Source organism: Pseudoduganella rhizocola (assembly GCF_045984285.3).
Classification (GTDB): Bacteria; Pseudomonadota; Gammaproteobacteria; order Burkholderiales; family Burkholderiaceae_D; genus Rugamonas.
In genome coordinates, this window is the sequence record NZ_JBJQIK030000013.1 from 121,466 (window position 1) to 133,469 (window position 12,004).

Annotated in this window: 12 protein-coding genes; 1 reads left to right on the top strand and 11 read right to left on the bottom strand. The window is 65.0% G+C overall.

Going from position 1 to position 12,004, the window contains the following annotated elements:
• From ACJRPG_RS22520 to ACJRPG_RS22535, 4 genes are all read right to left on the bottom strand, one after another.
• A complete protein-coding gene (locus ACJRPG_RS22520) occupies positions 1 to 744 on the bottom strand; it encodes a hypothetical protein (protein ID WP_408002347.1) in 744 nt (247 codons plus the stop codon).
• Positions 737 to 2,092, bottom strand: a complete 1,356-nt coding sequence (locus tag ACJRPG_RS22525) for a hypothetical protein (protein WP_408002360.1) — start codon at positions 2,090 to 2,092, stop codon at positions 737 to 739. The genes ACJRPG_RS22520 and ACJRPG_RS22525 overlap by 8 nt, the downstream gene beginning before the upstream one ends.
• Before the next feature lie 117 nt (positions 2,093 to 2,209).
• On the bottom strand, positions 2,210 to 2,950 hold the full coding sequence (locus tag ACJRPG_RS22530; protein ID WP_408002348.1) for a DUF3108 domain-containing protein: 741 nt from the start codon (positions 2,948 to 2,950) through the stop codon (positions 2,210 to 2,212).
• 10 nt (positions 2,951 to 2,960) lie between these two features.
• On the bottom strand, positions 2,961 to 4,106 hold the full coding sequence (locus ACJRPG_RS22535; RefSeq protein WP_408002349.1) for a DUF3108 domain-containing protein: 1,146 nt from the start codon (positions 4,104 to 4,106) through the stop codon (positions 2,961 to 2,963).
• A 70-nt stretch (positions 4,107 to 4,176) separates the two neighbouring features.
• On the opposite strand from ACJRPG_RS22535, the gene ACJRPG_RS22540 reads away from it, so the two are divergent.
• Positions 4,177 to 4,737, top strand: a complete 561-nt coding sequence (locus ACJRPG_RS22540; RefSeq protein ID WP_408002350.1) for a PhaM family polyhydroxyalkanoate granule multifunctional regulatory protein — start codon at positions 4,177 to 4,179, stop codon at positions 4,735 to 4,737.
• Between the two features lie 87 nt (positions 4,738 to 4,824).
• On the opposite strand, the gene ACJRPG_RS22545 is transcribed toward ACJRPG_RS22540, so the two are convergent.
• The 7 genes from ACJRPG_RS22545 to ACJRPG_RS22575 all read right to left on the bottom strand — a co-directional run.
• On the bottom strand, positions 4,825 to 6,618 hold the full coding sequence (locus ACJRPG_RS22545) for a tetratricopeptide repeat protein (RefSeq protein WP_408002351.1): 1,794 nt from the start codon (positions 6,616 to 6,618) through the stop codon (positions 4,825 to 4,827).
• Entirely contained in the window at positions 6,615 to 7,313 is a 699-nt protein-coding gene (locus tag ACJRPG_RS22550) for a sensor histidine kinase (RefSeq protein ID WP_408002352.1), read from the bottom strand. The genes ACJRPG_RS22545 and ACJRPG_RS22550 overlap by 4 nt, the downstream gene beginning before the upstream one ends.
• 67 nt (positions 7,314 to 7,380) lie before the next feature.
• Entirely contained in the window at positions 7,381 to 9,030 is a 1,650-nt protein-coding gene (mnmC1, locus tag ACJRPG_RS22555) for an FAD-dependent 5-carboxymethylaminomethyl-2-thiouridine(34) oxidoreductase MnmC1 (RefSeq protein ID WP_408002353.1), read from the bottom strand.
• Positions 9,005 to 9,583 carry a DNA-3-methyladenine glycosylase I gene (locus ACJRPG_RS22560; protein WP_408002354.1) on the bottom strand — a complete coding sequence of 193 codons (579 nt, stop codon included), beginning with the start codon at positions 9,581 to 9,583 and terminating at the stop codon, positions 9,005 to 9,007. The genes mnmC1 and ACJRPG_RS22560 overlap by 26 nt, the downstream gene beginning before the upstream one ends.
• A gap of 61 nt (positions 9,584 to 9,644) precedes the next feature.
• Positions 9,645 to 10,157 (bottom strand): GNAT family N-acetyltransferase, encoded by a 513-nt coding sequence (locus ACJRPG_RS22565; protein WP_408002355.1) that lies wholly within the window; start codon positions 10,155 to 10,157, stop codon positions 9,645 to 9,647.
• A gap of 105 nt (positions 10,158 to 10,262) precedes the next feature.
• On the bottom strand, positions 10,263 to 10,946 hold the full coding sequence (locus ACJRPG_RS22570; RefSeq protein ID WP_408002356.1) for a LuxR C-terminal-related transcriptional regulator: 684 nt from the start codon (positions 10,944 to 10,946) through the stop codon (positions 10,263 to 10,265).
• 42 nt (positions 10,947 to 10,988) lie between these two features.
• On the bottom strand, positions 10,989 to 12,004 hold a 1,016-nt coding region (locus tag ACJRPG_RS22575), incomplete at its 5' end, for an alginate export family protein (protein ID WP_408002357.1).

A 12,004-nucleotide genomic window follows, 5' to 3' on the forward strand; every position in this document is an offset into this window, starting at 1 on the left:
TCAGCCTTCGTTCGGGGTATCGGTGGACGGCGCTTCGTCGGGCAGCGCCTCCGCTTCTGCGGCATCGTTCGCGGCGGCGGCTTCGGCCAGCACGGCGCGCGGAATATGCACCACCTGCGCCGGCGCGCGCTTGAACACGTCCGCCAGCGCGCCATTGATGATGCGTTCTTTCAGCAGGTCGGTATCCATCAGCAGGTCCAGCAGCGGGCCTTCCAGCAGGATATCGCCGCGGCGTTCGATGAAGCCGAGGCGGGACAGGATGCCGAGGTTCATGTCGAGGCGGGTCTTCTTGCCAAGCTTGTCGCCGAAGTCGGCCAGCAGCGCCTTGTAGGGGATGCCGATCGAGGTATCCTCGGCGCGCGGCACCGGCTTCTCCTTGCCGAACATATCGTTCTGCTCATCGTCCGCCTGCTGGTGCGTTTCCTGGCGTTCGCGCTTGGGCAGGATGATCAGCGCCCACAGCACCACCAGCAGCGCCACGCCGTCGCGGGCCAGGCCGAAGTTATTGTTCTGCCAGATGTCGCGCGCGCCGAAGATCTTCGGCTCGATGGCGCGGTGCAGCGCCAGCGTCACGTGGTCCGCATAGACGTTGTCCAGCAGCTTCATGCCCGCGGCCAGCAGGCGCGCATCGACTTCGGCGCGGAACTGCTCGTCGGACAGGGCGCGCTTCACCAGCTTGTCGTCGCGGCGCAGGGTCTGGTGCGTGAGCAGGCGCGCAATCAGGATTTGGGAATCGTCATTCATCGGCCTTGCCGCTTTCCAGGATCAGTGAGAGGGATGCCATGGAGATTGCCGCCACTTCGAGATCGGGCAGCTTGACCATGGTGTCGCTCGGTGTAAAGCTGAGGGGCAGGCGCGCCAGTTCGGCGGTTGCGCCCTGCAGGCTCGCTTCGGAGGCGTCGCCCAGCAGCGGCAGCAGCGAGGCGCGGTAGGACGCCACGGCAAAGCTGGCCGGCAGCAGCGATTCATGCACCGGGATTTCTTTCGGCGACTCCTCGGCGATGCTGGGGAAATTATTCAGGTTGGCGAAGTCGGACAGGCGGGCCAGCCAGTCGTCCAGTTCTTTTTGCATTGCAGGCGTATCGTTGATGGTGGTCGGCGCATCCTGGCCGGCCGGCAGGCTGTTGCCTTGCGCGCTCACGCGCTCGGCCAGCAGTTCGGTTTCGGCGACGTCGATCATTTCGGCCGGCGTGATGAACAGCGGCTTCACCGGCTGGTCCACGGCGCCTTCCGCCAGCGAAGCCAGGTCGGCGTGTTCCAGCAGCCAGCGCTTGATGTCGGTGGTGGACAGGCCGGACTGGCCGAGGTGCACGCGCTGGCGTTCGATCTGGTTAAGCGCGCGCGAGAACATGCCCTGCATGTTCAGCAGCGCGCTCTGGGCGCGGCCGATGGCCTGGGCAGCGCGGTGCGTGGCGCTGTCCGCGTTTTCGTCGCTGGTGATGGCGCGCAGGATCTCGCTGCCCTTCTCCACCCAGTCGCAGGCCTGGTGCCACTTGGCCTGCGATTCGCGCAGGCGGAATTCGGAACCGGAGGCGATGGCGTCGCGGAATTCCTCGGTCAGGTCCACCAGGCGGCCCAGCAGGTGCTGCAGCTGGTCGGCGGTGATGCCGCCCACGGCCTGGGCGCCGGCCACCTGCGACAGCAGGAAGCCCATTTCGGCTTCGTCATCGTCCTGGCCCAGCGCCAGCAGGCCGTCGATGGCCGACAGCACATTGCGCGCCATCGGCGTTACGCGGTACACGCCCTGCTGCGCATCCCAGGCCAGCAGGCCGTTGGAACGCAGGCGGTTCAGCACCGTTTCCAGGCTCTCCGGCAGCAGGTAGGCGAGGCGGGTATTGATGTCGGCGCGCGAGAACGAGGACACGCTCGGGTCGTTCGCCAGCTCGCGCAGCACCAGCAGGCGCACCAGCACCCCCTCGAAACCGCCGTGGAACAGCGCGGTGAACACCTGGAGCAGCGGCTGCGCGCGCTTCAGGTGGTACACCTGCTCGATCTCGTCGGCCGAAATGTGAGGCTGGAAGTGAACCTGCAGGGCGTCCTGCTGTTCCTGCACGGTTGGATTGTGGTCCGCAGCGGTGGCTGCGCTTGCCATGATATTCATTGGGCTCCGGGAAATCTTGCCGGCCTAGTGCAAGATTGACATCATCTCGCAACGCTAAGCGGGGACGCAAGTATACCAGTTCCGTTTGCCTCCCCGGCCCTTAAAGTGTTACTTCTTTGCAACTTTCTCCAGTTGCTGGTCGAAGGAGTCGCCATCGTCCTCCATGAAGAGGATGCGCACCGGGTACCACTCCATGGCCGGCGCCAGCCACAGGTCGACCTGCTGGCCCTTGTTGTTTTTCGGCGGCGCCTTCGAGAAGTGCAGGGCCTTCACCTCGCCCATCGGGGTTTGCAGGGTTTCGGTGCCCACCACCTTGAACACCCAGGGCTCGGCATCGCGCCGGCCCGCCACGAAGAAGGACCACTCGCTGCCCGCCTTGAATTTCTCCGGCGACTTGCGGGCAATGGCGGCCAGTTGCCAGGGTGCGCTGCTGCGGTCCTGCTCGCCGCCCTTGATCGGATAACTCTTCTCGCCGCCCTGGAAACCGATCACGGCCTCGTCGCGGCGGAAGGTGGTGATCGTCGGGTCCTTGCGGATGCGCTTCTCGTAGTAGCTGGCCGGCGCCAGGCCGAATTCGTCGATGCTCCCTTCGCTGCGGTGTTCCAGCACCTTGCCGAACAGGCCGGAGCGCGCTTCGGTCAGCAGCGCATACTTGCCATCGCCCTGGCGCCAGCTCACGGTGCCGGTGCCGGACAGCGGCAGGCCATGGCTGCTGGCTTTCACCGCATAGGTGAGGTCCGCCGACGGCGGCAGGCTGAATGCACGCTTCACGCTGGGATGCTCATCGTCCGCCATCGCGGTGGCAGCCACCAGCGCGGCGCCAAGTACTGCAATCTTCAAAACGTTCATCTTCGGTTCCTCAATGAGCGGCGCTCGTAATCTTCGTGACGGTCTGCGTTGTCACCGCGCCGCTGCCTTCCGTATTCCTGATCTGCACCGGATACCAGTCCAGGCCCGGCGCCAGCCAGATATCCAGCCGCGAGCCATAGCTGCCGGGGCGCGGCGGACGCGCCAGCCGCAGCGTCACCAGCTTGCCCATCTCCGTCTGCAGCTCCTCCTCGCCCACCAGCTGGAAGCGGTAGATCACGGCGCCGCGGTCCTCGCCCACCTGGATATCGATATCGCCGGAGAACTGGTTCACGTCGGCGCGGCCGATGGCGGCCAGCTGGAAAGGCACGGTCGCCTTGTCCTGCGCGCCGGGCAGCAGCTGCACATTCGCCGCGTTGGAAGAGAAGGTGATGCGCTTCTCGTCCTGGTCGAAATGCGTGTTGGTGGCGGAGCGGTTGCGGCGCTTCTCCATCATCTTCACCGGGGCGATGCCGTTATCGTCGACCGTACCCTCGCTTACCAGCGACAGAAGATTGACGCGCGTAATCAGCATGCTGATGCCGACGTCGAGGCTGGACGTATAGCGGCTGCCATCGGTCTGCCATTTCATGTCGGCGACACCGGTCCACTTCGTGCCATCGGCATCCGTGCGAAGCACCTTCAGCTCGAACGCGGCAGACGGCGGCAGGTTGACATTGAAGCGGCGCACGCCGTCCGGCCCTGGATCGGTGCTGGGTGCGGCTTGCGCGGATTGTACCGGCGCAGCAGCGGGAGCAGCGCCCGCTTGCGGCTCCGCGGCAGGCGCCGCCGGCGGCGTGGCTTCGGCGGCAACAGGCTCGCCCTGGGCCGCGGCACCGGGCTCACCGGAAGCGGCCACTACGCCGGTTTCCGCGCTCTCGGCCTGGGGCGCGGGCGAAGGCTGGTCCGGTGCCGTCTTTTTCGGCGGGCGCGGCCTGGGCGCGGCGGCAGGCTTCACCGCCGGCGGCGCGGGCGGCGCCGCCACGGCTGCCGGTGCGGGCGTGGTGAAGCGGATCTGCGCGGCGACAGGCGTGGGGCGGTCCTCATGCTGCTGCACACCGATACGGCCGGCCAGCCAGTTGATTGTCGCGTAATGCAGTGCTGCCGTGAGCGCGCCAAGCACGAGCACGCGCCGGACGCGGGGAGAAAGGGTCGCCATTGCCATACCGCTAGTGTAACGTCTCTCCTTCTGCTACGCTTAGCGCTTGCCCTGCCCCTTGGAGACTGCCATGAGCAACCAACAGATGCCCCTCATGAACGACACGCTCGACTTCGTCAAAAACCTGTGGGGCAGCATGGGCGTGCCCGGCATTGCGACGCCGACGCTGTCGGTGGACGAGCTGGACAAGAAGATCGGCGACCTCAAGGCCGTGGAAGCGTGGCTGAGCCTGAACTCGACGATGCTGCGCAACAGCATCCAGGCGCTGGAAGTGCAGCGCAACACCATCGCCACGCTGAAATCGATGGGCGAAACGATGGCGCATTCGATGCAGCAGGCAGGCAGCGACAAATCGCTGTTCGACACCATTCCCTACGCCTCGGCCTTCTTCCAGCAGGCCGAGAAACCGAAGGCCGCGGAAAGCGTGGAGCCGCCCAAGGCGCCGCCGGCGCCCGACCCTGCAAGCGCTGCCGCGGCGCAGATGGCCAATCCGGCCGCCTGGTGGAATATGCTGCAAGACCAGTTCGCGCAAGCGGTCACCAAAGCCATGGCGGCCGACAACTCGGTGAAGCCGGAGCCCGCCCCCGACCCCGAAGCGCCCCCGAAGCCCAAACGCAAACCTGCCAAGTAACAATATTTCCTGAAAAATGGGGACAGACCCTGATAAATTCAGTCCGGGGCTCGGCGCCCCCGTCTGCCCCCATTTTTCAGGAAATATTTAATCGTCGTGGTCGAAACGGCTGCGGCGCTTTGGCGGCTCGGGGGCAGGTTCGCTGAGGAGGGCCGCGATGTCGTCGTCGATCGCGGTATCTTCACCGACTTCAAGCAGCTCAACGGCCTCCGGCTGCGCCGGCGTGATGCCGCGGCCTGGAATCAGCTGCTGCAGCTGTTCGATCAGCTGCGCAAAGCGCTGCTGGCCTGCCGCGATCTGGTCGACATGCATCAGCACCCCGTTCGCTTCCGTCATCAGCGCTTCGTCGTAGCCATGCTTCTGCATGTGCGTAATGATCATCTGCGCGGAGTTGAACAGGATACGCATATTGTCCGGCAGGCGCTGGCGCGCTTCGCGCATCCATTGCACCGCCTCGGCGAGCTTGCCGGTCTTCCACAGCAGCACGCCCTTGTTCATGATGTCCGACGCTTCGCGGCGCGAGGCGTTGATCAGATCATCCGCCTCGTCGTTCATGCGCGCTTTTTCGAAGATCTTGTGCACGTCATCCAGCAGCACCTGGTTGTCGTGGTTGTTGCGGATGACGTGGCATAGCAGCTCCACCGGCGCATCCTTGACGCCCACCGCGAACAGCAGCGTCGCCATTTCCATGCAGGTCGCCGTGTCGGGACGCGCCGGATCGTTCTTCAGCATCTCTTCCAGTTCATCGCCCGCCTTGCGCGCGCGGCGGTAGTCGCCGCTCTCGTGGTAGACCATGCCTTCGGTGATCTTGGCGCGCAGTTCGGCCATATCGCCGGGGAAGTCGCGCCGCGCAATCACCAGCAGCGCCAGCGCTTCCTTCACATCGTTCTTCTGGCCGCACACCCGCGCCAGTCCGAAATAGGGGTCGACCGTGCGCGAAATGGAATACTCACCCATCGCAATGCATTTGCGGAAGGCCTTCTCCGCCAGCGGAATATTGCCGATGCGCAGAGCCGTGTTGCCCAGGTTGCGCTGGCGCGGCACGGAATTCGGTGACAGCCTGGTGGCATTCTCCAGCACCGTGCATGCTTCCTCGTGACGCCCCATCATCTGCAGCGAAGCCGCCAGCTGGTCGTAGGCATCGATATAGAAGCGGTTCTCCGCCATCACGTTATTGAACATCTGGCGTGCAGCTTCATACTCGCCGTTCGCCATGCGGATCTTGCCCAGCCCCGTACGCGCCCAGTTGTACTCGCGCTCTTCCAGCACGCGCTCAAACACGGCGCGCGCCAGTTCGGTCTCGCCGGCCTTGAGGTAGAGCGTGGCCTTCATGCGCAGCAGGTCGATCTCGTGGACCTTGTTGGCGGCAATCTGCTCGTCGCACAGCCTGGCCGCGCGCAGGTAGTCCTTCTCGATATAGGCCTGGTCGATCTCGCGGAAGATCTGCTTCTTGTGCCACACGCGGTTGAGGCGCGTCAGCAGCACGCCCTCGGTGATCGGCTTGATGATGTAGGCATCCGGCTGGTGCTCGGCCGCGCCCATCACCGACTCCACGCTCTTCTCGGCGGACACCGTCAGCCACACGCTGCTCGGAATCATCAGGTTGCGCGCGCGCGATTCCTCCAGCACCTGCTGGCCGTTCTTGCCCTCGCCCAGGTTGAAGTCGCACAGCACCACGTCGTAGTGGGTGCGCGCCAGCAGCGTCATGGCCTCGCCGCCGCTCGATGCCTGGTCGATATGGCGCGCGCCGATATTGCGCAGCGACTCGCGCAGCAGCTGGCGGATGCCGACAAAGTCGTCAACGATCAGGTAGCGCTTCTCGCTCCAGTCGACATCCGTGATGTCGCCAATCTTCTTAACAGTGGGCAGCGGCGAATTCATGGCAGTCGCAGGATAAAGCAGCCGCCTCCCAGCACGCCGCCGTTTTCCAGCGCGATGCTGCCGCTGCGCTGGCGATGCCGGTGCATGCGCGCCACTTCGCTGGAGAAAAAGAGGCCGAGGCCGCTGCTATTGGTGAGGAAATTCACGCCCTTGCCCACGGCGGCGCCGGCTTCCAGCATCGAAGGCGGGAAGCCCATGCCGTTGTCCTCGACACGGAATTCGAGCCAGCCATCGCTCTCGGTGATGGCCAGGCGTATGCGGTCGCGCGTATAGCGCACGGCGTTGTTGATGGCATGGGCCAGCACGCCGATCACCAGGTCTTCGTCAAAGGTGCCGATCGCTTCGGGATCGTAATCGAGGTCCAGCGTAATCTGCTTCGACTGCAGCAGCACGCGGGCCTGGTCGGCTACCTGCTGCACCAGTTCCCCCAGCTGCACGGGGCGCGGGTCGAAGGGGTAATCGGGTTTGCCGAGGTCCTTGTACAGCGCGAGCAGCTGCATCAGGTTGTCGTTCAGGCGGCGCGTCTGGTAAAGCATATGCGCCATCTGCGGGTAGCCCTGTGGTTCCTGTCCCGGCTGCGCCTGCACCAGCAGATTCTCCAACGTGCCGCTCAGCACGCTGATCGAATTTTTCATGTCATGCACGGTCGAAGCCAGGAACAGGAACAGCTCCGGTGAGCCGGTTTGATCGTCCATGTTCTATTGCTCCTGCGCACGTTTCGTTAGCGCAATTATAGCTTGCACAGGACAGTTTGCAGGCCGACTATGGCGCATCCGCCACAGTCCGGCGGCGGTTTTTTAACAAAAACCGGGCCGGATCGAGGGCTGCGGCAAGGCTCGCTTCCAGCGGCAGTGGTTCGCCTTCCAGCTGGCTGACGAGCAACTCGGCCGCCAGCGGTGCCCAGATCAGGCCGCGCGACGCATAGCCAAGGAGACAATGCAGGCCGGAATGCCGCTGCACATCGCGCGCGCGTTCGGGTTTGTTGAGGGCGCCGTAGTCGGGCAGCGTGCCCACCAGCGGCAGCCGGTCCGGCGCCATGCAGCGGAAGCCCACCCTGCCTTGCAGCGGCGGTGTCCCGGTGCGCCGCGCCGCGATACGGTCATGGCCGAGGATTTCCTCGGCGCGTTCCAGGTTTTCCTGCTGGCTGGCGTCACGCAGGGCCGCATCCCGGCCGGTGTCGTAAGTTGCGCCAACGCTGACAATGCCGCCAACCGGCGGCGTCATATACGCCTCGCGGCACACCACCAGCGGCAGCGTGGGGAACTCCCCTTCGTTCAAGTGCGTGACCTGTCCACGCATGGTGTACAGCGGCAGCGGCGCGGTTTGCGGCAGCTCCATCGCGCCCGCACCATTGGCGATGACGACATCCGGCGCCTGTGCAATCATGCTGCCGTCGGCGGCCAGCACCCGCCATTCTTCGCCATGGCGTTCGAGCCGCACCGCCTCCGCGTGGAAGCGCCGTTCCAGCTTGCCGCCGCAGCTTGCAAGCATGGCGGCGCAGATCGAGGCCGGAGTCGCCCAGCCGCCCTGCGGAAACAGCCAGGCACCATATGGCGTAGGCGATCCAAGCTTGCTGCTGGCCGCTTCCGCATCCAGCCACTGCACGAACTCCGGCGGATAGCGCCATTGCCCGGCGAGTTCTTCCTGCAGCGCCGCATGATCTGCATCGCGCGCCAGCTGCAGCACGCCGCACTGCGCGCCGTTGATCGCGGCACCGAGCCCGCCGAGCGCCTGCCAGCGGCGCAGCGCATACAGGAAAGCGGCGCGCGCCAGGCGCGTCGGGATATTGTCGTCCTTCGACAGCAGCGGCATGAAGATACCTGCACGGTTGCCGGATGCTTCCTGCGCCGGTGCTTCATGGCGTTCGATCAGCGTGACCTGCCATCCGCGCGCACACAGGCGCTCGCACGCTGTCGCGCCGGCTAGGCCTGCGCCGATGACCACGGCACGCTTCGACGGCGGAGCTGCTTCAGGCGGATGCGGGCGCTGGCTGGTGTAGCGGGCATGCAGCCACGGGCCTTGCTGCCCCTCGTCCCAGCTGAAGCCAGCGGCACGCAGCGCGCGGCGCTTCTCGTCATCGGCATCTTCGGCCTGCAGGGTTGCATGCGGCGCAGCCATGCGGCCAAGCAGGCGGTTTGCAACGGCGCCGGCAGGCAGAATGAAATGATCAACCCGCGCCCTCACCTCGGTCAGCGTTTTTTCCGGATCGCCAATCAGCAAATCCAGCGTGGCCGCCCCACCGTCCAGTTCGACCCTGTGCAGGCCCGCAACTGATGTGCCCACCGGATGGGCTGAAAGTGCAATGTAGTGCAGCCGCCCGCTCCAGGCCGCGCGCTCGCGGCTCAGGCGTTCAGGATCGAACGCAAGATCGAGAACAACCCGGCGCTCAGGCAAGGCGCTTGCATTGTGCATGGCGGAAGCAGCTCAGGTCATGGTCGTTCACCATGCCGATGCCCTGCATGTAGGCGTAGATGATAGTGGAGCCAACAAATTTGAAGCCCCGCTTCGACAGGTCTTTCGAAATATGGTCGGACAGCGCGGTCTTTGCCTGCCGGTCCGCAGGATTCGCGAGGCGCGCATCAATCGGCTTTCCGTCCACATAGGCCCACAGCAGCTGATCCAGCGAGGAGCCCTCCTCCAGCAGCCGCAGATAGGCTTGCGCATTACTGATGGCCGCTGCCACCTTGAGCCGGTTGCGCACGATGCCCGGATTCGCCAGCAGCTCCGCCACCTTCTCCGGGCCATACGCCGCTATCCTGCGCGCGTCCCACTGGTCGAAGGCCTCGCGATAGCTTTCCCGCTTGTTGAGAATCGTCTCCCAGCTCAGCCCCGCCTGCGCGCCTTCCAGATTCAGCATCTCGAACAAACGCAGCTCATCGTGGCAGGGAACACCCCACTCCTCGTCGTGGTAAGCGATGTAACGCGGATTGGCTGGATTGGCCCAGGAGCAGCGTGTCTTCGGCATGGCAGGCAAAGTTGATGGGAGACGCCGAGTATACAAGATCCTTTGCTGGCCGCGAGACGGCTTACTTACGCTCAATCATGTAGCTGCTGATTGCCTTGCCGTGCAGCTCAGTCTCCATTTCATAGCGCATGCCCAGGCGTTCGGCAACACGGCGCGATGATTCATTGCCGGCCCCGATGAGCGCACGAACTTTCGGCTCGTGCCGGACCTGGAACGCATACGCCAAAACCGCAGCCGCTGCCTCGTTCGCAATTCCCTTCCCCCAGAATGCGCGATAGGTGTTCCACCCCATCTCCATAACAGTTGACTGCTCGCGATAGAAAGCGCCCACAGTGCCCACCAGCTGGCCGGTCTGCTTGTCCTCTATCGCCCACCAGCCCGCGCCGTGCAGAAGCCACAGGCCCGCATGGGAGCTGAAGATCCGCCAGGCAGCTGGACGATCTGCCGAACCCAGATGGGCTGAGCTCTCAGGGTCCGCCAAATGGTCAGCGAACAGGTCGAAGTCCCCGCGCCGATACTCGCGAAGAACAAGCCGCTCTGTGTGAAGATAGGGTAACGAAGCAGTAAACATCATGGGAGCCTTTTTTCCTTGAGGTATGCGATCCTCCAAGAGCATAGCAGTAAAGCTTCGCCACGCCAGCGCCAGGCGCGCCGAATACGATACCGTTACGCCTCCTCCTTACGGTTCCGCCGCATAGTCCCTGCCCACCAGGCCACGCTCCATGGCCAGCACCACGGCGTGGGTGCGTGCCGTTGCACCTAGCTTTTCGAAGAGTCCTTTAACGTGGGTCTTCACCGTGCCAACGCCGATGTCCAGCTCACGGGCGATGGCCTTGTTGCACATGCCTTGGGCCAGCAACTGAAGGACGTCCGTCTCGCGGCTGGTGAGGCCGGTACGGGTTGAGCTGGCCGCCATGCAGTGACGCAGTTCCGCACTCAGGTAATGCATGCCGCGGCTCAGCGTGCGCACTGCGGCAAGCAGCTGCCGGGCGTCGGCATTCTGCAGCAGGTAGCCGTGCACGCCGGCCATCATGGCGCTGTACACATCCCACTCCCGGTCCAGCTGGGTGACAATCAGCACCTGGGGCAGGCCCGGCCTGCGGTACCCGCCGCCACAGCGGCGCGTGTGCTCCATTGCACCGCGGTGATCGAAGATGATGACGTCGGCGCCCGCATGGCTGGCTGCAGTTCCGCCAGCGGCGATGGTGACGTGCAGGTCGGCATGCCCTTCCAGCAGCGAGGCGATGCCCGCGCTGACAATCGCATCGGCATGGGCAATTACAACGTTGATCCGTTTTTTCAGCGGCGCAGCAGCGCCGCCAGCGCGGTCCGGCGGCCGCGAACAATTGAACAATTCACTCATCGGTTCTTCCTTAACATTGGATTGGCTGCCGCCACGGCGTGTTCAGAAGCGGTACTGCGCACTGAGGCTGACGAAACTCAGGGCAGCGCCGGCGCCCGTTTCGCGCAGGAAGGCGCCGGGCCGGGCGTAGGAGACCACAGCCGTCGACGTCCAGCCCCGGTCCAGCGTCCAGGTGGCGCCAAGGGAAGCGATGCTCGCCACATAGCGGGCTCGGCTGTTGCCTGCGGCCCGGATCAGGCCGCCGTTCGGCGCATAGACGCCGTCGCGGGTGCTGTGCCGCCAGAAAAAGTCGAGGCTGGCATTCAGCTGCACCCCAGGTGCGAGCCGCATGCCCAGCGCCGGGTGGATATTGAAAAAATTGCGCGGCCCGAGCGTCGCTTCGTCCCCGAAGTAATTGCCGCGCGGGTAAAACGCATTCGTGGCGCCGAGGCGGCCGTCCGTCGGGTCTTTGTCGCCGCTGGCAACGGCTACCAGCAGGGCTGCCCTCGGCTTGCCGGCCACGCCATCGAAGCTGTAGCCGGTATCCGTGGCGAGCGACCAGGCGCGGATTTCGGCATCGCCGAAGCGGCCGGCCTGCACGGCAAATTCCCAGTTCCAGTCCCAGGCCTCGCGGCTGCCGGACACGCGGGTGCCGAGCGACCAGCGGCGTTCATGCGCGACGCCCTGCACGTAGCGGGCCACGGCGTCGTCGTAATACAGCGCATAGAAGTCCCAGGCGCCGGCGCCGGTGCTGCCTACCGCGTAGATGCCATGCAGCTCCTGGGTCCTGGAGCGGGCATCATCGAAGCTGCCGGCACGGTTCTGCCGCGGCGCCGCGGCGAAGACATCGACACGCCAGGAGCCGCTGAGCGCATAGGCCCGGATGGCGTCGAAGCTGCGCCGCACGTTCGGGCCCTCCCGTGCATCGATGCTGCGGCCCGACCCGAACTGCAGCTCCTGCACCCCGACACGCACACCCATGCTGCCATCGCCGTCCCGCACCGGCTGCCATTCGACAAACAGGTTGCTGGGGTCCAGCCGGTTCTCGTCCACCGGGGACGGCCCGGCGGCACGGCCAT